Source organism: Mesorhizobium sp. WSM4822, from assembly GCF_055811155.1.
Map to the genome: position 1 here is coordinate 300,369 of NZ_JBVVQM010000002.1, position 22,653 is coordinate 323,021.

26 protein-coding genes are annotated in these 22,653 nt (G+C 62.9%); 17 read left to right on the plus strand and 9 right to left on the minus strand.

Translation table 11 applies throughout. The features are described 5' to 3' along the window. The first annotated feature begins 64 nt into the window (after positions 1–64). From AC0L3E_RS06300 to AC0L3E_RS06350, 11 genes are all read left to right on the plus strand, one after another. Positions 65–769, plus strand: coding sequence for a TetR/AcrR family transcriptional regulator (locus AC0L3E_RS06300; RefSeq protein WP_473604465.1), 705 nt, complete (start codon positions 65–67; stop codon positions 767–769). Between the two features lie 128 nt (positions 770–897). Further along, positions 898–1,272, plus strand: coding sequence for an autotransporter outer membrane beta-barrel domain-containing protein (locus AC0L3E_RS06305; RefSeq protein ID WP_164898589.1), 375 nt, complete (start codon positions 898–900; stop codon positions 1,270–1,272). A gap of 437 nt (positions 1,273–1,709) precedes the next feature. Beyond that, positions 1,710–2,795 carry an ABC transporter ATP-binding protein gene (locus AC0L3E_RS06310; RefSeq protein ID WP_127271287.1) on the plus strand — a complete coding sequence of 362 codons (1,086 nt, stop codon included), beginning with the start codon at positions 1,710–1,712 and terminating at the stop codon, positions 2,793–2,795. Positions 2,796–2,831: 36 nt separating this feature from the next. Continuing rightward, complete coding sequence (locus AC0L3E_RS06315) at positions 2,832–4,157, plus strand: ABC transporter substrate-binding protein (protein ID WP_027038230.1); 1,326 nt, start codon at positions 2,832–2,834, stop codon at positions 4,155–4,157. 193 nt (positions 4,158–4,350) lie between these two features. Continuing rightward, positions 4,351–5,202 carry a carbohydrate ABC transporter permease gene (locus tag AC0L3E_RS06320; RefSeq protein WP_372958885.1) on the plus strand — a complete coding sequence of 284 codons (852 nt, stop codon included), beginning with the start codon at positions 4,351–4,353 and terminating at the stop codon, positions 5,200–5,202. A gap of 1 nt (position 5,203) precedes the next feature. Continuing rightward, positions 5,204–6,097: a carbohydrate ABC transporter permease gene (locus tag AC0L3E_RS06325; protein WP_127271704.1), complete on the plus strand. Its 894-nt coding sequence runs from the start codon at positions 5,204–5,206 to the stop codon at positions 6,095–6,097. Positions 6,098–6,143: 46 nt separating this feature from the next. Then, complete coding sequence (locus AC0L3E_RS06330; protein WP_164898588.1) at positions 6,144–6,299, plus strand: hypothetical protein; 156 nt, start codon at positions 6,144–6,146, stop codon at positions 6,297–6,299. After that, positions 6,287–6,898 carry a rod-binding protein gene (locus tag AC0L3E_RS06335; protein ID WP_164898587.1) on the plus strand — a complete coding sequence of 204 codons (612 nt, stop codon included), beginning with the start codon at positions 6,287–6,289 and terminating at the stop codon, positions 6,896–6,898. Before AC0L3E_RS06330 ends, AC0L3E_RS06335 begins: the two co-directional genes overlap by 13 nt. Positions 6,899–6,911: 13 nt before the next feature. After that, complete coding sequence (locus AC0L3E_RS06340; RefSeq protein ID WP_127270030.1) at positions 6,912–7,337, plus strand: hypothetical protein; 426 nt, start codon at positions 6,912–6,914, stop codon at positions 7,335–7,337. 97 nt (positions 7,338–7,434) lie between these two features. Then, a complete protein-coding gene (locus tag AC0L3E_RS06345) occupies positions 7,435–7,950 on the plus strand; it encodes a hypothetical protein (protein WP_127270032.1) in 516 nt (171 codons plus the stop codon). 198 nt (positions 7,951–8,148) lie between these two features. Then, on the plus strand, positions 8,149–8,433 hold the full coding sequence (locus tag AC0L3E_RS06350) for an SCP2 sterol-binding domain-containing protein (protein WP_013529756.1): 285 nt from the start codon (positions 8,149–8,151) through the stop codon (positions 8,431–8,433). Between the two features lie 90 nt (positions 8,434–8,523). On the opposite strand, the gene AC0L3E_RS06355 is transcribed toward AC0L3E_RS06350, so the two are convergent. Together AC0L3E_RS06355 and odc2 are read right to left on the minus strand one after the other, a co-directional pair. Further along, positions 8,524–9,093 carry a GNAT family N-acetyltransferase gene (locus tag AC0L3E_RS06355; RefSeq protein WP_127270036.1) on the minus strand — a complete coding sequence of 190 codons (570 nt, stop codon included), beginning with the start codon at positions 9,091–9,093 and terminating at the stop codon, positions 8,524–8,526. 171 nt (positions 9,094–9,264) lie between these two features. Then, positions 9,265–10,398, minus strand: a complete 1,134-nt coding sequence (gene odc2, locus AC0L3E_RS06360) for an ornithine/lysine decarboxylase (RefSeq protein WP_127272801.1) — start codon at positions 10,396–10,398, stop codon at positions 9,265–9,267. A 540-nt stretch (positions 10,399–10,938) separates the two neighbouring features. On the opposite strand from odc2, the gene AC0L3E_RS06365 reads away from it, so the two are divergent. The 4 genes from AC0L3E_RS06365 (at position 10,939) to AC0L3E_RS06380 (ending at position 14,985) form a co-directional block, all read left to right on the plus strand. Next, a complete protein-coding gene (locus AC0L3E_RS06365; RefSeq protein ID WP_473604466.1) occupies positions 10,939–12,135 on the plus strand; it encodes an amidase in 1,197 nt (398 codons plus the stop codon). A 2-nt stretch (positions 12,136–12,137) separates the two neighbouring features. Continuing rightward, positions 12,138–13,037 (plus strand): LysR family transcriptional regulator, encoded by a 900-nt coding sequence (locus AC0L3E_RS06370; protein ID WP_023810038.1) that lies wholly within the window; start codon positions 12,138–12,140, stop codon positions 13,035–13,037. Positions 13,038–13,126: 89 nt separating this feature from the next. Next, positions 13,127–13,795 carry a DUF1007 family protein gene (locus AC0L3E_RS06375; protein ID WP_128308107.1) on the plus strand — a complete coding sequence of 223 codons (669 nt, stop codon included), beginning with the start codon at positions 13,127–13,129 and terminating at the stop codon, positions 13,793–13,795. Continuing rightward, on the plus strand, positions 13,792–14,985 hold the full coding sequence (locus tag AC0L3E_RS06380; RefSeq protein ID WP_128308108.1) for a nickel/cobalt transporter: 1,194 nt from the start codon (positions 13,792–13,794) through the stop codon (positions 14,983–14,985). Before AC0L3E_RS06375 ends, AC0L3E_RS06380 begins: the two co-directional genes overlap by 4 nt. Before the next feature lie 23 nt (positions 14,986–15,008). Here AC0L3E_RS06380 and denD read toward each other — a convergent pair whose 3' ends face one another. The 4 genes from denD to AC0L3E_RS06400 all read right to left on the minus strand — a co-directional run bounded on the left by denD (position 15,009) and on the right by AC0L3E_RS06400 (position 18,000). Continuing rightward, entirely contained in the window at positions 15,009–15,986 is a 978-nt protein-coding gene (gene denD, locus AC0L3E_RS06385; protein ID WP_127320174.1) for a D-erythronate dehydrogenase, read from the minus strand. A gap of 16 nt (positions 15,987–16,002) precedes the next feature. After that, positions 16,003–16,215, minus strand: a complete 213-nt coding sequence (locus tag AC0L3E_RS06390) for a hypothetical protein (protein WP_128308117.1) — start codon at positions 16,213–16,215, stop codon at positions 16,003–16,005. Between the two features lie 89 nt (positions 16,216–16,304). Further along, positions 16,305–17,303: a cation diffusion facilitator family transporter gene (locus tag AC0L3E_RS06395; RefSeq protein WP_473604467.1), complete on the minus strand. Its 999-nt coding sequence runs from the start codon at positions 17,301–17,303 to the stop codon at positions 16,305–16,307. A gap of 10 nt (positions 17,304–17,313) precedes the next feature. After that, a complete protein-coding gene (locus AC0L3E_RS06400; RefSeq protein WP_128308110.1) occupies positions 17,314–18,000 on the minus strand; it encodes a GNAT family N-acetyltransferase in 687 nt (228 codons plus the stop codon). A gap of 83 nt (positions 18,001–18,083) precedes the next feature. Here AC0L3E_RS06400 and AC0L3E_RS06405 point away from each other — a divergent pair, with 83 nt between their 5' ends. After that, positions 18,084–19,268, plus strand: a complete 1,185-nt coding sequence (locus tag AC0L3E_RS06405; protein ID WP_128308111.1) for a pyridoxal phosphate-dependent aminotransferase — start codon at positions 18,084–18,086, stop codon at positions 19,266–19,268. Positions 19,269–19,419: 151 nt separating this feature from the next. Next, complete coding sequence (locus AC0L3E_RS06410) at positions 19,420–19,785, plus strand: YciI family protein (RefSeq protein WP_127320181.1); 366 nt, start codon at positions 19,420–19,422, stop codon at positions 19,783–19,785. Here AC0L3E_RS06410 and AC0L3E_RS06415 read toward each other — a convergent pair whose 3' ends face one another. From AC0L3E_RS06415 to trhO, 3 genes are all read right to left on the minus strand, one after another. Continuing rightward, a complete protein-coding gene (locus tag AC0L3E_RS06415; protein ID WP_128308113.1) occupies positions 19,786–20,541 on the minus strand; it encodes an SDR family oxidoreductase in 756 nt (251 codons plus the stop codon). A gap of 258 nt (positions 20,542–20,799) precedes the next feature. Next, on the minus strand, positions 20,800–21,537 hold the full coding sequence (locus AC0L3E_RS06420) for a tellurite resistance TerB family protein (RefSeq protein WP_473604468.1): 738 nt from the start codon (positions 21,535–21,537) through the stop codon (positions 20,800–20,802). Between the two features lie 117 nt (positions 21,538–21,654). Continuing rightward, a complete protein-coding gene (gene trhO, locus AC0L3E_RS06425; protein ID WP_128308114.1) occupies positions 21,655–22,575 on the minus strand; it encodes an oxygen-dependent tRNA uridine(34) hydroxylase TrhO in 921 nt (306 codons plus the stop codon). Between the last annotated feature and the right edge of the window lie 78 nt (positions 22,576–22,653).

Here is a 22,653-nt window from a genome sequence, read left to right on the forward strand (position 1 = left end):
ACTTTGTACTATTCGGTTAATTTGCTAGACTCAGGTGCTGGTGCCACGATTGCGAGGAGCGGACATGAGTGATGAGATGGTGCTGAACGAGAAGGTGGCAGCGGGCGGCCGCAGCGGGTGGAAGCAGGATCCCGCCGGCGTTCAAAAGAACATACTCGCGGTGGCGATGACCGAGTTTGCCGCAAACGGCCTGTCGGGCGCGCGCATCGACGAGATCGCGGCAAAGACGCACACGTCAAAGCGGATGATCTACTACTATTTCGGCGACAAGGAGCGGCTCTACGGCCGCGTCCTCGAGGAAGCCTACCGGCAGGTGCGAACGGGCGAGCAGGAGCTGGAACTTGACCACCTTCCGCCTGTAGAGGCGCTGAAACGGCTCGCCGAATTCACCTTCGATCATCACAGCCGCCATCCGGATTTCATCAGGATCGTGATGATCGAAAACATCCATCATGGCGTGTATCTCGAACAATCCGAGCTGATCAGGCTGTTGAATGCAGGGGCTATTCAAAAGCTTGAGGCGATTTGCCGGCGCGGGCGTGCGGATGGCCTTTTCCGTGAAGACGTGTCGCCTCTCGAATTGCACTGGCACATCAGCGCGTCGAGCTTCTTCAACGTTTCCAACCAAGCGACCTTCTCGCGCATTTTTGGCAGTACGCTCTACACCGTGGACGGGCAGCGCTTGCTCCGAGATCATTTGGTGGAAATGGTCATCGGCCTTGCACTGAAACCCGAGCGCCCGAAAGGGCGCGCTCGTGGGGTACGCTGACGGTCGATGGCAATCTGGAGCTGTCGGCCGATCCATCCTCGATTACGAGTTGGGTAGTGCCGGCACCGCTGGAAATCCGGCCACGGGCGTGAGCGACCAGATAGCAGTGCGTGACAACCTTACGCTCGATGGCACGATTAACGGAAAAGGGCGGTGCGGCGGCATTGACCAGTGCAAGCCAGACCACCGACGCCACTTTCACCACGCTTGGTCTCAGAGCCTCCGCCGGCTTCACGCTCGGCGCCATCGATGCCACAGCGCGCGGCATGCTGGGCTGGCGCCATGCCTATGGCGGCATCATACCGACCAGCACACATGCCTTCTCTGCCGGTGATGCCTTCACAATCGCTGGCGTACCGATCGCAAAGGACAGTGCCGCCATCGAAGCGGGGCTCGATCTCAACCTGACCGATGCCGCAACCCTCAGCGTCGCCTATCAGGGTCAGTTCGGCTCCGGCGTCCAGCAGAACGGCTTCAATGCAAAGCTCAACGTGGAATTCTAACTAAGCGGGAAGGATCGTTCCGGAATGACTGCCCCTTACGAAAAAGGGCCATTCGATCCGGAATATCACTACGGCCGCTTATCGCATCGCCCAGGCGTTCGTACGCCAGGAGGCGACCTGGCGAGCGCCAGGCAGGAAGCCAGCCTTATCGCCGCCGGTCGGAGCGCGCCTACAAGGACGTGCGCAACCGCGATGAACGCGAACGCTGCGACCGCAGACGGCTGGACTTGATCGCGCAGAAGCGGACGCAGGAGTAGCTGGGAGGATTGTGTGGCGCGAAGCGGACCCTCCAAGGCTCGGCTTTCCCGTAAACGCTTTACAGCCCGGTTTGGTAGCGCTACCGTTTCGGCCTAGCGTGAGCCTGGGAGGAGCCAGGGCTGTCGCTAGCGGAAGCGTTGTTCCTTCGACGACGTCGCGGGAATTTGTTGGGAGGATCGATGGCGTCTGTCGCAATTGGCGAAGTCTATAAATCATTCGGCGCTGTCGAGATCCTGCACGGGGTCAGCGTGAACATCGAGGACGGCGAGTTCGTCACTCTGGTCGGACCGTCGGGCTGCGGAAAATCAACCCTCCTCAGAATGATCGCCGGCCTGGAAAAGATTTCACGCGGCCAGATCGCGATTGGCGAACGTGTCGTCAACAACGTTGCGCCCAAGGAGCGCGACGTCGCCATGGTCTTCCAGAACTATGCGCTCTACCCACACATGACCGTCGCCGAGAATATGGCGTTCTCGCTGATGCTCAAAGGAGTTTCCAAGCCGGAGAGCGATGCAGGCGTGCGCCGCGCAGCCGAAATCCTTGGGCTGGTGCCGTTGCTGGCGCGCTATCCTCGGCAGCTTTCCGGCGGCCAGCGCCAGCGCGTCGCAATGGGCCGCGCGATCGTTCGTGATCCGGCGGTCTTTCTCTTCGACGAACCGCTGTCCAATCTCGACGCCAAACTCAGGGTGCAGATGCGCGCCGAGATCAAGGAACTGCACCAGCGCCTCAAGACCACGACAGTCTACGTCACTCACGATCAGATCGAAGCCATGACCATGGCTGACAAGATCGTGGTCATGCATGACGGCATCGTCGAGCAGATAGGGCCGCCGCTGGAACTCTATGACCGGCCGAACAATCTTTTTGTCGCCAGCTTTATCGGCTCGCCGGCCATGAATTTGCTGAGGGGCGAGATCGCTACCGACGGCTCACCCTCGTTCCGCGGCGCCGGGGGGATTTCGGTCCCGTTGGCCTCGGCACTTTCCATCCGCAACGGCGAGCCTGTGGTGCTGGGAATAAGGCCCGAGCATTTGCGGCTGTCCGACGACCAGGGCATTCCGGTCACCGTCGCGGTGGTTGAACCAACCGGGTCCGAAGTGCAGCTCATCGGCCGGACAGCCGGCGGCGAAGAGATCGTCGCGAATTTCCGGGAACGACATTCCTTTACGCCGGGCGAAACCATCCGGCTTACGGCCGAGCCCAGCCTTATCCATCTCTTTCACGCAGAAACCGGACAGAGATTCCAGACACGTATCGATCAGTAGAACCACAGGCAAGGACAACAACAGGAGGAAACGAGCATGAAGTTCACCAGACGCGACGTGATCCGCACCACCGCCGGCGCGGCGGCGGGTGCCTTGGGAAGTCGGTTCATCAGCTCTCCGGCCCTTGCCCAGGACGGACTGAAATACAAACCCGAGGATGGCGCCAAGCTTAGACTGCTGCGCTGGTCGCCCTTCGTCCAGGGCGATGAGGACCAATGGCTGGCCAACACCAAACGCTTCACCGAGGCGACAGGTGTCGAGGTTCGCGTCGACAAGGAAAGCTGGGAGGACATTCGTCCCAAGGCGGCGGTCGCAGCAAATGTCGGGTCCGGCCCCGACCTGATGTTCGTCTGGTTCGATGACCCGCACCAATATCCCGACAAGCTGCACGACGTGAGCGAACTGGGCGAGTATCTCGGCTCGAAATATGGCGGCTGGCACGAGGGACCTAAGCAATATGCGACACGCGACGGGAAGTTTGTCGGCCTGCCCCTGGCCACGATCGGCAATGCCATCGTCTATCGGGAAAGCTGGGTGAAAGAGGCTGGCTTTTCGGAGTTTCCCAAGGACACGAAAGGCTTCCTGGAACTTTGCAAGGCCTTGCAAGCGAAGGGACATCCGGCCGGCTTCACGCATGGTCATGGCGTCGGCGACGGCAACAACTATGCTCATTGGCTGCTGTGGAGCCATGGCGGCCAGATGGTCGACGAGAGTGGCAAGGTAACGATCAACAGCCCCGAGACCCTCAAGGCGATCGAATATGCGCAGGAGCTTTACAAGACCTTCATTCCAGGCACCGAAAGCTGGCTCGACGTCAACAACAACCGCGCCTTCCTGGCCGGCGAACTGGGCGTGATCGCCAATGGAATTTCCGCCTACAACACGGCCAAGATCAATAAGGACAAAGATCCAAAGCTGGCTGAAATCGCCAAGGACATACGCACGACCAACCTGCCCATCGGTCCTGTCGGCAAATCCGTCGAATTGTTCCAGGTGACCACGGCCGTCATCTTCAATTACACGCCCTACCCCAACGCGGCCAAGGCGTATTTGCAGTTCATGTTCGAGGAACCGCAAATGAAGGACTGGATCACCTCCTCGGCCGGATATTGCTGCCAGACACTGAAGGCATTCGACAACAACCCCGTGTGGACTGCCGATCCCAACAACGCCGCTTACGCCAAGGCTTCGGCTACTCTGCGGCCTAACGGCTATGCCGGGCCGCTCGGCTATGCCTCGGCGGCAACCATGGCCGACTACGTGCTGGTCGACATGTTCGCCAAAGCGGTGACCGGCCAGGCCACGCCGCAAGAGGCAATGGAAGAGGCCGAGAAGCGGGCAAATCGCTATTATCGCGTTTGAGCCGGCTCAGCCGGGCAGCGCCGCTGCCCGGCTGGCTTCGGATTGCGTCGCGGCCGATCCGGCCTATCAATGAGACCTCAGCAGGAGCCAACCCATGGCCGTGCCGTCAGCTGCTATCCAGCCGCGACCTTCGATCTTCTCACGGATTCTGTCGCGCTGGAGCGAAAGCCGGAACGCACTTGGCTTCGGCTTCATGCTTCCGGCGGCTGCACTGCTGCTTGTCTTCCTGACCTATCCGCTGGGGCTCGGCGTCTGGCTCGGCTTCACCGATGCCCGCATCGGCCGCCCCGGCATCTTCATCGGCGTCGAAAACTATGAATACCTGTGGAGCGACGCCGTCTTCTGGCTCTCCGTCTTCAACACCTTGCTCTACACGATCAGCGCCTCGATCCTGAAATTCGCGCTCGGCCTCTGGCTGGCGCTCATCCTCAACCAGAACCTTCCCTTCAAATCGTTCTTCCGCGCGATCGTCCTGCTGCCGTGGGTGGTGCCGACGGTGCTCTCGGCCATCGCCTTCTGGTGGATCTACGATTCGCAGTTCTCCATCCTGTCGTGGGCGCTCATGGAAATGGGACTGATCGATCACCGCATCAATTTCCTTGGCGATCCGGAGAACGCGCGCGCCTCGGTGATCGCTGCCAATGTCTGGCGCGGCATTCCTTTCGTGGCCATTACGCTGCTGGCCGGCCTGCAGACGATTCCCCAATCGCTTTACGAGGCCGCGACGCTCGACGGCGCCAGCCGTTGGCAATTGTTCCGCTATGTGACGCTGCCGCTGCTGACGCCGATCATCGCCATCACCATGACCTTTTCGGTCCTGTTCACCTTCACCGATTTCCAGCTGATCTATGTGCTGACTCGCGGCGGGCCGGTGAATGCCACCCATCTGATGGCGACGCTCTCGTTCCAGCGGGGCATTTCCGGCGGCCAGCTTGGCGAAGGAGCCGCGATCGCGGTGGCGATGATCCCGTTCCTGCTAGCGGCGATCCTTTTCAGCTATTTCGGGCTGCAACGTCGTAAATGGCAGCAGGGCGGTGGAGACTGACATGGCCGCGATCGAAACGAACAATCGTCCGAACACGGATGAAGGCGGCATGGGCTATCTCCAGAGCCTGCCCCGGCGCGTGGTCACCGTTTATCTGCCGCTCCTGATCTTCGTCATCGTGCTGCTGTTCCCGTTCTACTGGATGACGATCACGGCAGTGAAACCCAATCTCGAGATGACGGATTATGCCAATTTCAACCCGTTCTGGGTCGTCAATCCGACACTCGAGCATATTCGGTATCTGCTCTTCGACACATCCTATCCGGGCTGGCTTCTCAACACGATCATCATCTCGACCGCCTCAACTTTCCTGTCGCTGCTGGCGGCGGTGTTCGCTGCCTATGCGATCGAGCGCTTGAGGTTTTCCGGGGCGCGGCAGGTCGGCTTGGCGATCTTCCTGGCCTATCTCGTGCCGCCCTCGATACTGTTCATTCCCCTGTCGGTGATGGTGTTCAACCTCGGGCTTTACGATACGCCGTTCGCGCTGATCCTCACCTATCCGACCTTCCTCATTCCATTCTGCACGTGGCTCTTGATGGGCTACTTCCGCTCTATACCCTTCGAACTGGAAGAATGCGCGCTGATCGACGGCGCCAGCCGCTGGCAAATCCTGACCAAGATAGTTCTGCCGCTGTCGGTGCCCGGCCTGATCTCCGCCGGCATCTTCGCTTTCACCCTGTCATGGAACGAGTTCATCTACGCTTTGACTTTTATCCAGTCGTCCGAAAACAAGACCGTGCCGGTCGGCGTGCTTACCGAACTCGTGCGTTCGGATGTCTATGAATGGGGAGCCCTGATGGCAGGCGCGCTGATCGGCTCCCTGCCGGTGGTGGTGCTCTATTCATTCTTTGTCGAGCACTACGTCTCCTCGATGACGGGGGCGGTCAAGGAGTGAAGCTGAGGCGGAAATCCCACCCTCGGCGGACCATCGAAGCAAGCTCGTGGGTGCCAAGCTGATCGTCAGCTTCCGGCCAAAGGCGACGATGGAAAAATCTGCCCGATGGCGCGAAGCCGGCAGCTTCGATCTGATCCGCGCACTCCGCTCCCTCTCCTTCCCGCAAGCCTGCCACAAGCTTGTTGAGGCATGGTCTGGCTAAGGAAAACCGGTAAAAGGCGGACTTTCTTGGCGATTTCTCCACCCAGCGACATCGTTATGGATGTGGCCCGAGCCGCCGACCCGGCGGATATCGAGACCGCCCGCGCCGCGCTGGCAAAGCGGGCCGGCGGCGCTGCGAGCACGTTTTCACTCGACGCCGCCGCTTCCGTCGATGCCGGCTCGATCCTGTCGCGCGCCACCGCCGATAAGGCCGCCGCTGCAACCGACCCGGCCAACAAATTCAAGAAGTTCGAGGCGATGGTGCTGCAGACCTTCATCCAGAACATGCTGCCCAAGGACACCGAGGGCGTCTACGGCAAGGGCCTGGCCGGCGACATGTGGAAATCGCAGCTTGCCGAGCGGGTGGCCGACGTGATGGCCGAACGCGGCGGCATCGGCATCGCCAAGTCGATGCTTGCCGACCACTATCTCGAAGGCAAGCGCGTGGTTCCGGTCGGTCCGGTCTCGGGCGTGTTGGAAAAGACCGAGATCGACCAGCAAAACAGCCTGTCGACCTCGCTGGTCCACCAATTGCAGCGCAAGGCTGCGGGGTCGATGACCGGTGACGAGACAACCATAAAAACAAACATCAAGATCTAAACTGGGAAACGCCATGGCCGACTTTTCAGAATCCACCCCCAATCTGCCAGCACGCACGACCGCGTCGGAAGCGCCGATCCCGTTCGCGCGGCCCGGCAACCTCGCCGCCATCATCGGTCGCATCGAGGAAGTGGTCGAGGAAGAGACGGCCGGTATCCGCAACGCGACCAACTATGATCTCAAGGCGTCGAACGCCCGCAAGAGCCGCTACCTCTACGAGTTGACGCGCGCCATGAAGGGCGGCAGCGAAGCCGAATTCCTCGAACAGCACCGCGAGGGCCTGACCCGGCTGCGCCAGAAGCTGGCGAAGAACGAAGCGGCGATCCTGGCGCATCTCAGCGCGGTCAACGAAGTCGCCAGCCTGCTGCGGCACGCCATCCAGCGCGCCGAGACCGACGGCACCTATTCCGCCGGCGAGTTCGGCTGGATGAAGGCATGATGCCGAACACAAGCGACACTTGGGAGATACTGCCGAAGCAACGGCGCAGTGCCGCGTCGCCTTCGCAAGGGACTGATCAAGGGACTGACAAGAGCCGATGATCAAGGTCATCGCCATCGCCGTCTGGATCTGCGCCGCAACCCTCGGCGCCGTGTTCTATTCGTTCCAGGCGGCCGGCGAGCGCGGTGTCGGCGAAACGCCGAAGCCGATGCTGGGCGGTCTCGACTACGTCAAGACCGACATCATTTCGGTGCCGCTGATCCGCGATTCTGAGATCGGCGGCTATTTCCTGACCAAGCTCGTCTACACCGTCGAACCCGAGCAGATAAAGAAGCTGTCCATTCCGGCCGAAGCGCTGATCACCGACCAGGTCTATTCCTACCTCTATTCCAATCCGCAGATCGACTTCACCAACAAGGCGACGATCGATCTCGATGCCTTCCGCGCCGCAATCCGCGATACCGTCAACGCGCGTGTCGGCGCGCCCTTGGTGCATGAGGTTCTGATCGACCAGGTCAATTTCCTGTCGAAGGACGAAATCCGCGACAACTGGCTGCGCCGCAAGAAAAGCGAGACGGCGAGCGAAATGACCAAGGCGTTCAAGGAACACTGAGTTGCCCCGGCTCGGAGTCCCGGCCTCATCGGGGCTCACCTGCCGCAACGGCAGGAACCAACCGCCGGAATTCGCGTTGACGTAAACGTCAACCCAAAGCTATATGCGGCAGCGACCGTGATCGCGAAACCGCGGCATGGGCTTCGGCTGGATCGAAGCGCCGTTGCGAGACAGATGCAACCAGACAAGGAGAACAGCGTGAGCGTTCAGGAGATTGCCGAGAAGATCAAGTCGCGGGTGGCCAGCAGCGGGTTCGATCGTTCCGTGAAATTCGACACCGGCAGCGACGGCGTCATCGTCATCGACGGCGCAACCGTCTCGAACACCGATGCACCCACCGACTGCACCATCAAGCTCTCGCTCGACGATCTGGATTCGCTGATCGCTGGCGACCTGAACCCGACAATGGCGTTCATGACCGGCAAGATAAAGGTCGAAGGCGACATGACCGTCGCCATGGCGCTCAGCCAGCTGATCGGCTGAAGGCATCCAGCCGCCCAAGCGGCACCCACCAAGCGCAAAAACGCCGCCTTTTCGGGCGGCGTTTTTGCATGAAATGCTGCCGGCTTCGTGTCAGGCCGCCGATATCAGTTCCTGCGCCTTTAGCTTGCGGCCGGCCGCCTTCAGCGTGCCGTGCACGCCGTCAAGCGCGCCTTCCACCAGTTCCAGCGCCAGCAGGCGGTGCCGCTCATAGGGTCCCGGCATGGCAAGTGAACCGGTCTTCTCGGCCGAGAAGCCGAAGCGCGCGTAATAGGGCGCATCGCCGACCAAAAGGATAGCGGCATGGCCGAGACGCGCCGCTTCGGCGATGGCATGGCGCATCAGCGCCGAGCCGATGCCGGCATTCTTGAGCGACGGGTCGACGGCAAGCGGGCCAAGCAGCAGCACGGCCGCACCGCCCTCGCCCAGCCTGACATCCCACAGCCGCACGGTGCCGGCCACGCCGCCCGAAGCATCGCGGGCGACGAAGGCCAGGCCTTCCGAGGGCCGCCGGCCACGCCGCAGCTTCTCCGACGACTTTTTCCTGCGCTTCGGCCCCATGGCCCGATCGAGCAACGCCTCGCGCGCCGCAACATCGGCGGCGGTTTCGGCGACCATCACAGAGGCCGGTGCGTGGCCCCCAATTTCAACTGGCATTTCCATTTCAACTGACATTTCCATTTCCGCAATCCCTGGCGAGCGGAGATCTGTTCCACAGGCGAGCCCGGGTGGACGACACGCGCCCACCGGGGATGATCTGATCGGCTCTCTCAGCGCATTTTCAGGCGAAGTTGTGTCCGGTTCGCCGTCCGAAAATGCGCTGAGGAAGCGCCGTCAGATCACGTAGGATCGGAGAGGCTCGAAGCCGTTGAAGGCGACCGCCGAGTAGGTGGTCGTGTAGGCGCCGGTGCCTTCGATCAGCACCTCGTCGCCGATGGTCAGCGACAAAGGCAGCGGATAGGGCGTCTTCTCGTACATCACGTCGGCCGAATCGCAGGTCGGGCCGGCGAGCACGCAAGGTGCGGTCTCCGTGCCGTCATGCGGCGTGACGATCGGGTAGCGGATCGCCTCGTCCATCGTCTCGGCAAGACCGCCGAACTTGCCGATGTCGAGGAACACCCAGCGCACATTGTCATTGGCCGCTTTCTTCGAGATCAGCACGACTTCCGACTTGATGACGCCGGCATTGCCGACCATGCCACGGCCCGGCTCGATGATGGTCTCGGGAAGCGCATTGCCGAAATGCTTGCGCAGCGCCGAGAAGATCGCCTGGCCATAGGCCTGGGCGGCTGGCACGTCACGCAGATAGCGCGTCGGGAAACCACCGCCCATATTGACCATCTTCAACACGATGCCTTCTTCGGCGAGCGTCGCGAACACCACCTTGGCGTCGGCCAGCGCACGGTCCCAGGCGGTCAGGTCGGTCTGCTGCGAGCCGACATGGAACGACACGCCATAGGCGTCGAGGCCGAGCCCCTTGGCATGGCGCAGCACGTCGACGGCCATCGCTGGCACGCAGCCGAACTTGCGCGACAGCGGCCATTCCGCGCCCTCGCCATCGGTCAGCACGCGGCAGAACACGCGCGCGCCTGGAGCGACGCGAGCGATCTTCTCGACCTCTTCGACGCAATCGACGGCGAACAGGCGGATGCCGAGCTGGTAGGCGCGTGCGATGTCACGCTCCTTCTTGATGGTGTTGCCGAAGGAGATGCGGTCCGCCGGCGCACCGGCGTCCATCGCCATCTCGACTTCGGCAACGGAAGCGGTGTCGAAGGACGAGCCCATCGCAGCAAGCAGGCGCAGGATTTCCGGCGCCGGGTTTGCTTTCACCGCATAGTAGATTTTTGAATCGGGCAGCGCCTTCTCGAAGGCGCGGAAATTGTCGCGCACGACATCGAGGTCGACGACGAGGCAGGGACCGGTCGGACGTCGGGTGGCGAGGAAGTCAAGGATGCGCTGGGTGGCCATCGGGGTCTCTCCATCAGCGCCTTTCGGCGCGCAATAAGGCTGCGGGACGCGGGCTGTCAGCCTCGCGAACACGCGGTGGACAAAGGCGGGACGGATATCCATGGAACCAGCCGGTGGAGACCCCGGAACCATGAAGCGCCGTCTCGCGGCGGTGAACCTTGGCCTTGCCCGGCCTCGGTTCGCTTTGTCTGCCTTGGCTTGGATGGGAGACCCGTCCGCACTGCCGGCAATGAAGGTGTGCCTCTTCAGTAACCCCGGTTTTTGGACAACCGGCAGAACACCAGAAAGGCCCGCACCGTCGTTGCTTCAAGGTGTCCTCGGGCTGGCGGTTGGCCGCTAGACCGACTGGAGGGGTTGGCTCCAGTTACCTTACCGATTTCCCTCACCATTCGAGGATCGGCGGACACCCACAGGCACGTGCGACTTTGGGCAAGCGCGATATAAGGGCGAAGACTTTCACAATCAATAAAAATCGTATCGCAGGTTGTAAAATTTCTGGCGTCGAACAATGTTGCGGCAACCGTATCCGGATATCGAACGATGACAGGCACGCACGGCCCTCTCAACGCCTTTCTCGATCTTCGCCAGATGCCAGTGGCACATGCCCAGCTAGGCCCGCTGGCCGGCCTGCGGCTGGCCGTCAAGGACATCTACGACGTCGCCGGCTACCGCACCGGTTGCGGCAATTTGCAAAAATTCGCCGAAAGCCACGCAGCCTCGCGCACCGCACCCGCCGTGCAGATGATCCTCGATGCTGGCGCACGCTTCGTCGGCAAGACGCAGACCGACGAGCTTGCCTTCGCGTTGTTTGGCCAGAATGCGCATTTCTCGTTTCCGGTGAACCCGGCGGCACCCGACCGCGTCACCGGCGGCTCCTCATCGGGGTCGGCGGCGGCGGTGGCGGGCAGGCTGGCCGATATCGCCACCGGCTCAGACACCGGCGGCTCGATCCGCGCCCCGGCGAGCTTTTGCGGACTGATCGGGCTGCGCACCACGCATGGCCGCATTCCGCTCGACGGCACGATGAAGCTGGCGCCGAGCCTCGACACATTCGGCTGGTTCGCCGACGACATCGAGACCTATGAGACCGTCGGCAAGCTGCTGCTCGGCCGCGATCCGCACCAGCACGTGTTGGACCGGCCGCTGGCGCTGGATTGGCTGGATGGATTGGTCGCCCGACCGGCGCTTGCCGAATATGGTGAAATGAAGGGGCTGGCGGGCAAGGTCTTCGGCGCGCCGGTGACGCCGGCAATCCGCTTCTCCTCATCTCCCGATGAACTCTACTGGTGCTTTCGCCGGCTGCAGGCCAGGGAGGCCTGGGCGGTGCATGGCGAATGGATCACCAGCGGCGAGCGCGGCCTCGGCCCGGGCGTAGAGGAGCGTTTCGGCTTTGGCCGCGCCGTCGACGACAAGGCAGCCCAGGCCGAGAAGGTGCGACGTCTGACCTTTCGTGGCGAACTAAGTGCCCTGCTCGGCAAGAACGGCTTCCTTGTCCTGCCGACGGTGCCTGGTCCGGCGCCTTACGTGGACAGCACGCCGGAGCAGTTCCAGGCCTATCGCGAACGGGCGCTCCAACTTCTGTGCCTGGCCGGCCTGTCCGGTTTTCCACAGATCACGCTGCCCGTCGGCTCGGTCGCCGGCGCCCCGTTCGGCCTGTCGCTGCTTGGCCCTTCCGGCAGCGACATTGCCCTGATACGGCTCGGTCGGAAACTTCTCGACGCGGCACGAAAGGCCTGACCATGGACACACTGACGCGCATGCGTGCCTTCATCGACGTGGTCGAGGCCGAGGGCTTTTCGGCGGCGGCGCGCAAGATCGGCCGTTCCAAGGCCTTGCTGTCGAAATATGTGCGCGAGCTGGAAGACGAACTCGGCGCTTTGCTGCTCAACCGCACCACGCGCCAGTTCTCGATGACCGAGGCCGGCCACACCTATTACCGGCGCGCCTCTGAGATCGTGCGCGAGGTCGACAGCCTGGCCGACGCGGTGCGTGAATCCTCCGGCGACGTGCGCGGCCGGATCAAGCTGTCGGCGCCGCGCACCTTCGCCGACGCGCCGATCGGCCAGTCGCTGATCGACTTCGCCAAGCAGCATCCCGACATCGTGCTCGACATCCAGCTCGACGACCGCTTCGTCGATCTGGTCGAGGAGGGCTTCGATCTTGCGGTGCGCATCTCGCGGCTGGAGAACTCGTCGCTGATCGCCAGGCGGCTGGCGCCGTTTTCGATAAAGCTCTGCGCCTCCCCCGAACTGATCGCCAAGCATGGCATGCCGACAAGGCCGCAGGATCTCAGCCGCATGCCTTGCATCGTCGACACCAATGGCCGCGGACTGAACAACTGGCCGTTCAAGGGCGACAATGGCGATCCGGTGAGCGTTTCGGTGTCCGGTCCGGTCGAGGTCAACAGCCCGATGACGGCGAGAGCCGCGGCCGTGGCGGGCCTCGGATTTACCGTCCTGCCGGATTTCATCGCCGCGCCCGACCTCGCGAGCGGCCGGCTGGTGGCGGTGATGGATGACCGTATCCTGTCGGGCGGCGGCATCTTCGCCGTCTACCCGCACCGCCGCTATCTGCCGGCGAAAGTCCGCGTCTTCGTCGACTTTTTGGTGCAGTGGTTCAGGACGCGCGAGGCTGGCTGACCGGCGTCAATAGTCTCGTGGTCCCAATTTCGCCCCCTTTCTGGTAACTCTCGGCAACTCTTCCGAGGCCTATGGAATCGCGACCCAGAATGCACCTGAAACGGCACGCAATCATGCTGGCTTCGGCCTTGGCGGCTAGCTTTGCCGCCACTGGACCGGCTTACGTGCATCCGCATGTCTTCGCCGAGGCCCGCCTCGATGTGATTCTCTCCCCGGATCACCAAAGCGTGAAGGCTCTGCGTCATCTCTGGCGCTTCGACGATCTGTTTTCCTCGACCGTGATGATGGAGTTCGACAAGAACTCCGACCTGAAGCTCGATGACAAGGAGCTGAAGGAAGTCGCCGACACCGTTCATGCCTCGCTGGCCGAGTTCAATTACTTCCAGCTCGTCACCGTCGACGGCAAGGACGTGGCGATGACGCCGCCGCCGCATCTGATGGCCAATTTCGACAACGATCAGCTGATCATCCTTTTCGAGTCCGAACCGAAGGTGCCGATCAAGCTCCACGGCAGGATCGATATCGGCGTCTACGATCCGACATTCTACACGGCGATCGACTTCACCGAGGACTCCAACATCACGGTTGAAGGCCTGCCCTCGAACTGCACCAGCAAGGTGGTCCGTCCGGATCCGGACGAGGCTATCAAGGAAAACCAGAAGACCCTCACCGATGCCTTTTTCAACGATCCGACCGGCACCGATATGAGCAAGATCTTCGCCACCAAGCTCGAACTGACCTGTCAGCCAGAAGGATGAAGCCGGTGACGAAACCGTCCCTGCGTTTGGCATTCGGCCTGTTGGCCCTCACTGTCGCCATGATGCATTTCGCCGACGCCGCTCATGCCCAGAGTTCGCTCGGCATCGGCGTCAATGACGGCATGGCGCCCACCACTGGCCCGTTCGCCCATATCCTGATGTGGATCAATCTCAGGCAGCAGGAATTCTACCGCGCGCTGGCAACGGCGATGAAGGCGATGCGCCAGGACGGCAGCAAGATCTGGATACTCGTCGGCCTGTCCTTCGCCTACGGTATTTTCCATGCTGCCGGCCCCGGCCACGGCAAGGCGGTGATCTCGTCCTACATGGTGGCCAATGAGGTGGCGTTGCGGCGCGGCATCCTCTTGTCCTTCGTCTCGGCGCTGCTGCAGGGCCTGACCGCGATCGCGGTGATGGGGGTCGCCTATTTCGTCCTGCGCGGCACCTCCGTCTCGATGACGGACGCGGCCTGGTTTATGGAGATCATGAGCTTTGTCTTCGTCACCCTGTTCGGCGCCTGGCTGCTGTGGCGCAAACTCGGCCCCGCCGTCCTGCGTCTGTTCGGCAAGGGCCCGGCCTACAGCCTGTCGGCGGCTCATGCCGGCCATTCTCACGCCGGTCATTCTCATGGGGGTCATTCTCATGGGGGCCATTCGCATGCCGGTCACTCCCATGCAGCTCACAGCCATTCGGCGCATGCTCATTCGCACGCGCTACACGCGCATGACCATGCGCACGGCCCTTCGCACGATCATCACGATCATGCCGAACGCGATCACGCTCATCACGATCACGCGGCCGGCGAAGTCTGCGACACCTGCGGCCATTCGCACGCACCCGATCCGGCGCTGCTGTCGGGCGACCGCTTCGACTGGCGCACGGCGTGGACGGCGGTGGCGGCGGTCGGCATCCGCCCCTGCTCCGGCGCCCTGATCGTGCTGAGCTTCGCCCTGCTCAACGGGCTCTGGCTCGGCGGCCTGCTGTCGGTGCTGGCGATGTCGCTTGGCACGGCCATCACCGTTTCGGCACTGGCGACACTGGCGGTGACCGCCAAGAACTGGGCGGTGTATTTCGCCGGCGACGGCCGCATGGGCAACCGCATCCACTCGATCGTCGAGATCGGCGGCGCGGCGTTTGTGTTCCTGTTCGGACTGCTGCTGCTGTCGGCGAGTTTGGCGAGCGGCGGATAGGCCGGCGCCACGAGGTTCGGAGTTTAACCCGCGATCTTGCCGCCGAGCTCATCCTCGATGTGAGCGCGGATGATCTCGTCAAAACTCTTTTCGGCGCTGAAGCCGAGCTCCCGTGACCGCTTTGCCTCGAAGCGCGTCGGCCAGCCCTTGACGATCGCCCAGATCGTGTCATCCGGAACCTCGCGGATCAGGCTTACCGCCTTCGGCCCGGCGATGCGTTCCAGCGCCTCGATCTGCTCGCCGACGGTGACGGCAACGCCGGGCATCGTCAGGTTGCGGCGCGGCCCGACTGCGCTGCCGTCGATCCCTGCCGCATGGATCAGGAAGTTCACCGCCGAGCGCGGGCTGGCATGCGTGTGCACGACCGAGCGCGGCACCGGCAGGATCGCTTCGTGGCCGCTCAACGGCTCGCGGATGATGCCGGAGAAGAAGCCGGACGCCGCCTTGTTCGGCTTGCCCGGCCGCACGCAGATCGTCGGCAGCCGGATGCCGATACCGTCGAAGAAGCCGCGCCTGGTATAGTCGGCCAGCAGCGCTTCGCTCATCTGCTTCTGGGTGCCGTAGGAGGTCAGCGGCGTCGGATGGAAGTCGTCGGGAATGACATCCGGGAACGGCGCGCCGAACACCGCGATCGACGAGGTGAAGACGACGCGCGGCGCAAAGCCCGCCAGCCGGATGGCATCGAACAGGGCCCGCGTGCCATCGAGATTGACGCGGTAGCCGAGATCGAAATTCGCTTCCGCCTCGCCCGACACGATGCCGGCAAGATGGAACACGACGTCGGGGCGCGATGCGACCAGGCGCTCAGTGGCCCCTGCTTCGGCGAGATCGCCAGTGTGCAGCGTGACGCTGACGCCATCCAGGCTCGGGGCCTGTGGTGGCACGATATCGTGTAAATCCAGCGCCGTGATCTTGCGGCCGCGCAGCGTGCCGTCCTTGGCCAGCCGGGCGATGAGCTTGCGGCCGACCATACCCGCGGCGCCAGTGATCAGAATGCGCATATCGAAAATCCCTTGCCTATTTACCCTGATTTTTGCGCTGGTTGCGGGCCCGCAACCAGAACACCGAGAAGAACGCCAGCACGAAAACGATGCCAAAGGCGCCGGCCAGCACGGTCGAAAGGCTGCCGAGTGCCAGCATCACGGTCGGCAGGTAGTAGGCGCCGATACCGAACAGAAGCATGATCCACACGGCAGCGACAAGAGCATTCCTGGTGTCACGATCCATCACGCCGCACCAGGGCAGCGGGTGTTCATCAAGCTGGTTTTCAAGGTTTTGCAACTCCCGAGGCAGGACAATCGACATCGATCGATCCGGTCCTAGTGATGGTGGTCGTGATATGCAGCCGCTTCATGCTCGTGCCCATGCTCGTGCTCGTCGCCGTCGTCGGCGCACTGGCCGAATTCCGGTTCCACGGTGGCATGGCTGATGCCGTGCTCGCTGGCAAGCCGCTTCTTGACGGCACTCACCGCCTGATGCGCATCGACGCCCTCGTCGAGACAGGCATGCAGCGTCGCCATATTGCTGGTCCCGTCGAGCGACCAGACATGCATGTGGTGCACTTCGCGCACGCCCTGGACCGTCGCCTCGATATCCCGGGCGATCAGATCGCGGTCGAGGCTTGGCGGCACGCCCTCAAGCAGCACATGGGCGGCTTCCCGCATCAGCGACCACGCCGTGTAGAGGATCAGCAGCGAGACCAGGACCGACAGGATCGGGTCGATCGGCGTCCAGCCGGTCGCCAGGATGACCAGCGCCGCCGCGATGGCCGCCGCCGAGCCGAGCAGGTCGCCAAGCACATGCAGGATGGCGCCGCGCATGTTCAGGCTTTCGCGGTCGCCGCCATGCAGCACGAAGAACGCGCCGATGTTCACCAGCAGGCCGAGGATCGCCACCACCAGCATCGGCCCGCCAAGCACCGGTGCCGGCGCCTGCAGGCGCCCCCAGGCCTCGTAGACGATCCACAGCGCGATGACGAAGATGGCGAAGCCGTTGGTATAGGCCACCAGCGTCTTGACCCGGCCGAAGCCATAGGTGAGGCGAACGGTCGCCGGACGGCCGCCAAGATGAAACGCATACCAGGCAAGGCCGAGCGCGATCGAGTCAGCGAGCATGTGGCCGGCATCGGCCAGCAGCGCCAGCGAGCCGGTGAGGATGCCGCCAAGCGCTTCGGCGACCATGAAGCCGCCGGTCAGGCAGGCTGCGATCAGAACGCGTTTCTTGTCGGTCGAGCCATGGACATGGCCGGGCCCATGATCGTGCCCAATGTGATCGTGCCCGCTGTGATCGTGCCCGCTGTGATCGTGGGTATGTGCCAATGGCGAACTCCTAGGCGCCGAATTCCGCGCGACAATCCTCGAGCCGTCGCTTCTGCTGGCCGTCGCCATCGAAATTGAACGGATCGAGCCATGCCTCGTAGGCACGGCGCAGCGCCGGCCACTCCTTGTCGATGATCGAATACCACGCAGTGTCGCGGTTTTCACCCTTGACGATCAGATGCTGGCGGAAAATGCCTTCGAACTTGAAGCCGAACCGTTCGGCGGCCCGCTTCGATGGCTCGTTGCGGTTGTTGCACTTCCATTCGTAGCGGCGGTAGCCGAGCTCGTCGAAGATGTATTTCATGAACAGGAACTGCGCTTCGGTTGCACCCGGCTTGCGCGAGATGAGCGGCCCCCAATAGATGTTGCCGATCTCGATGACGCCGTACGCCGGATCGATGCGCATCAGCGTCTGGCGCCCGGCGACCTTGCCGCTGGCCTTGTCGATGACGGTGAAGAACAGCGGATCCTCGCTGGCCTCGACCTTGTCCAGCCATGGCTGGAAGGCGGCGCGGGTCTCCGGCGGATAATCGGGCAACCAGGCGAAGCGGCCGTCGATGTCGGACACGGAGGACGCTTCATAGAGGCCATCGCCATGTTTTGCGGCACTCAGCGGTTCGAGCCGGACAGTGCTTCCGTCGATGGTCTTGCGTTCGGGCCGCGGGCGCGGTTGCCAATCCCTGAGATTTTCCGACACCGAAAGCTCCAATCCGTTTGACTTTTGCCAGCCGAAGCTCACAAAAACGCGACCCAACAGCAAGAACCACACGGACGGGAAAAATGCTCCACACGATTTCGGCCTTCGACCGCCTTGGCGAGGAAAACGCCTTTGCCGTGCTCGCGAGGGCCACAGCACTTGCCCAACAAGGCCGCGACATTGTCAATCTCGGCATCGGCCAGCCGGACTTCAAGACGCCGCAGCACATCGTCGAGGCGGCGATCAAGGCGCTGCGCGACGGCCATCACGGCTATACACCGGCCAATGGCCTGCTGGCGACGCGCGAGGCGGTGGTGCGCCGCACGCTCACCACCACCGGTGTCGAAGTATCGCCCGAAACGGTGATGATCCTGCCCGGCGGCAAGCCAACCATGTTCGCCGCGATCCTGATGTTCGGCGAACCTGGCGCCGAAATCCTCTATCCCGATCCGGGCTTCCCCATCTATCGCTCGATGATCGAGTTCACCGGTGCAGCCCCTATTCCCGTGCCGATGCGCGAGGAAAACGGCTTTGCCTTCTCCGCCGAGGAGACGCTGGCGCTGATCACTTCGAAGACCAGGCTGCTGATCCTCAACTCGCCCGCCAATCCGACCGGCGGCGTCACGCCGCGTGCCGAGATCGAGAAACTGGTCAAGGGGCTGGAGGCGCATCCGCAGGTCGCCATCCTCTCCGACGAGATCTACGACGTCATGACCTATGATGGCGAGACGCATTGCTCGCTGCTCGGCTTTCCCGAGATCCGCGACCGGCTGATCGTGCTCAATGGCTGGTCGAAGACCTGGGCGATGACCGGCTGGCGCATGGGCTGGTCGATCTGGCCGAATGGCGACAGGGGCGCCCATCTCTACGACAAGGTGCGCAAGCTGGCGGTCAACTGCTGGTCCTGCGTCAACGCGCCGAGCCAGTTCGCCGGCATCGCGGCAATCGACGGCCCGCAAGACGATGTCGCCAAGATGATGGGCGCCTTCGACCGCCGCCGGAAGATCGTCGTCGAGGGGCTGAACGCGCTGCCCAATATGTCCTGCATCACGCCCAAAGGCGCGTTCTACGCTTTCCCCAACGTCTCGAAGACCGGCTGGAAAGCCAAGAAACTTGCCTCGGCGCTGCTCGACGAGGCCGGCGTGGCGCTGATCGGCGGTCCCGATTTCGGCATTCTCGGCGAAGGCTATATCAGGCTCTCCTACGCCAATTCCGAGGAGAACATCTTGCGGGCGCTGGAACGGATCGGGGCCTTCCTGGCGAAGTAAGCTTGAAAGCGGCCCGCTGTCCTCTTCCGGACAATTTGCGGCTGTGGCATGACCGTGTCATGAGCCGTCCGGAGGCGCGCGGCCGGGACTGGGCGTGCGTGTCGAGAACGGCTACGGTCCTCGGATCAGGATCGAAGTGGGGTGACATCGGATGTTCTATGCAATCCTTGCCTATCATGTGGAAGACGCAATCAAGGCGCTGACGCCGCAGGAAGATACGGCGCTGATGGCTGACTTGCTCAAGATCCATGAAGGGCTCTATGCCGACGGCAGCCTTGGCCCGTCGGCGCGGCTTGGCGCGACACAATCGGCCTGCACCTTGCGCGGCGGCTTGATCGTCGACGGCCCCTTCGCCGAAACCAAGGAACAGCTTCTCGGCCTCTATGTCGTCGACTGCCCGACGCGGGACGATGCCATCGCTATCGCGCGCGACTTTCGTCGCGTCAATCCGACCGCCGTCTACGAGATCCGTCCTATCGCGCTCTATCTGCCCGGCGCAGAGCTACCGGGAGAATAACTACCCACGCCCGACAAACGGCATCTTGGTCGCCATGACGGTCATGAACAGCACGTTGGCGTCGAGCGGCAGGCTGGCCATGTGGACGACGGCGTCGGCGACGCGCTGAACATCCATCACCGCTTCGGCTGATATGGAGCCGTTGGCCTGCGGCACGCCGACCGTCATCGCCTGCGCCATATCGGTCAGGGCATTGCCGATGTCGATCTGGCCGCAGGCGATGTCATAAGGCCGGCCGTCGAGCGCCAGCGTCTTGGTCAGCCCTGATATGGCATGCTTGGTCGCCGTGTAGGGCACCGAGCCCGGGCGCGGCGCATAGGCCGACACCGAACCGTTGTTGATGATGCGGCCACCCATCGGCTTCTGCTTGCGCATGGCGCCAAAGGCGGCACGGGCACACAGGAACGAACCGGTGAGGTTGACGCCGACGATATCGTTCCACACTTCGACCGGTATCTCGTCGATCGGCGTCGATTTGTAGCCCATGCCGGCATTGTTGAAGAGCAGGTCGACACGGCCGAAGGCCGCCGCCACGGTCTCGAACAGATCGTCGACCTCGCCTGCCTTGCTGATATCGCAGGCAACCGCCAGGGCCTTGGCATCGGTGGACCCGGCCTCGGCCACGGCTGCATCCAGCACGGATTTGCGGCGTCCGCAGAACACTGTGTTCCAGCCCGCCTTGAGCAGCGCCGTGGCGACGCTCTTGCCGATGCCCGTGCCGGCCCCGGTGACGATGGCGGTTCTTTGTTCGGTCATGGCTGTTGTCCTCCGGCAGCGCTGCGCTTGCTCGACTGATTTTCGGGGTTTGGCTCGAAAAAGGAAGGCATCGCAAATGACGGCGGCGATGGCAAGCGTGTCCATCCGATCGGGCCGACAAAAAGGGCGGCCATTGGCGACCGCCCCTGATCTGAACCGGGCTTGGGAGGAGGAAAAGCCGATCCGACTATGTTGAATGATGCGCTTGCTGGGTTAACGAGAGGTTAACCCGGAAAGCGCCTCCTGTGCCGTTTTGGCCTACCAGCGCGGATTGGGTGACGTCCCTGCCGTGGCCGGCACCTTGGCCGCCGAAACCGTTGCCTCGACATGGTCGACCAGCGCGTCCGGCAGGCCGAGCCGGCCTGCAAGCAGGTCGAGGTAGCCACGCTCGGCGCGGGTGTCGGGATCGATGGTCAGGCGCGACGCCGTGTAGAGTTCGAGCTTCTGCGCGTCGGTCTTGGCGCCGGCGACCAGCGTGTCGAGGTCGAGCGGGCTTGCCAACTCCGCCATCAGGAACTTTTCGGCATCGGAGTCTATGCCGGCCAGGCTGAGCTTGCCGGCGATCTTCTGGCGCTCTTCATCGTCGATATGGCCATCGGCCTTCGCCGCCGAGATCATCGCCCGTATCAGGGTCAGCGTGAATTCGTCCTCGCCTTGCGGCGCCTGCGACGGGTGGAAGGCGGTGTCCTTGGGCGGCGGCAGCAATTCCGGTTCGCCGGCGGCCGGTGCTTCGGCGGGTGCGTTGCCGGCCTTGTAGTTCTGGTAGGCCTTGTAGGCGAGGCCGCCGATGGCGGCCAGTCCGCCAAGCTTCACCGCGGCGCCCGTCACGTTACGACCGGCACCAGTTCCAAGCAGCACGGCGGCCAGTGCGCCGGCGGCCAGCGGATTGTCCTTGGCCATCTGCACGGCCTGCCCCGCCTTGTCGCGGACGGTGCCGCTGGTGCCGGGGATTTGCGAGCCGAGCAGATCGTCGAGAAGCTTCTTGGGATCGAACATTCAGTGCCTCCAGGATTTGCCCGGCCGAACGGGCAGGTTTCGAACGTCGAAGACGTAGGTCCCGAAACTTGACATTGCAATGACAGGCGGCCGCTTTGCAGCAGCTCGATGCCTGGATCAGGAGCCGATATGCGGCTCTCTGCCCCGCGCCTGCGCAAGCTCGACCTGGCGCTGGCGCTCGGCATAACGCTGGCGGTCCTCGTTCGAACGCGCATCGAAACAATGCGGGCAGGAAATACCGGCGGCGAATTTGGGCGACGTCAGGTCGCCCGGTGTCAGCGGGTGGCGGCAGGCGCGGCACAGTTCCGCTTCGCCCTCGGCGAGGCCGTGCGACACCGAAACGCGCTCGTCGAAGACGAAGCACTCGCCTTGCCAGAGGCTCTGTTCGGCCGGAACCTCTTCGAGATATTTGAGAATGCCGCCCTTGAGATGGAAGACATCCTCGAAGCCGAGCGATTTGACATAGGCGGTTGCCTTTTCGCAGCGAATACCGCCGGTGCAGAACATCGCCACCTTGCGGCCTTCGAGTTCCCCCCGGTGCGCCTCCACCCAGGCCGGGAACTCGCGGAAGCTTGCGGTGCCCGGGTCGATCGCACCCCTGAATGTGCCGATCGACACCTCGTAGGCATTGCGCGTGTCGATGACGACAGTGCCGGGCTGCGAAATCAGAGCGTTCCAGTCGGCCGGCGCGACATAGGTGCCGGCACTTTTCGAAGGATCGATGTCATCGACACCCATGGTAACGATCTCGCGCTTCAGCCGCACCTTCATGCGGTGGAACGGCATGTCCGCGGCTGCGCTGTACTTGACCTCGAGGCCCGCCAGCCCTTCGATGGCTTCGAGATACAAGATCAGTTCGGCAATTGCCGCCTCGCTGCCGGCGACGGTGCCGTTGATGCCTTCATGCGCCAGCAGCAGCGTGCCCTTGATGCCGCGCCCGCAGCAGAAGGCGGCGAGCGGCGCGCGCAGTTCTTCGAAAGCGTCGAGCCGGGCAAACCGGTAGAGCGCTGCGACGCGGAAGGGTGGAAGTGATGTCATTGCCGAAGCCACTAGACGCTCACGAAAGCCTATTCAAGGCAAAGCAGGCATCCTGTTCGGAGGTCCCGGGCGCAAATC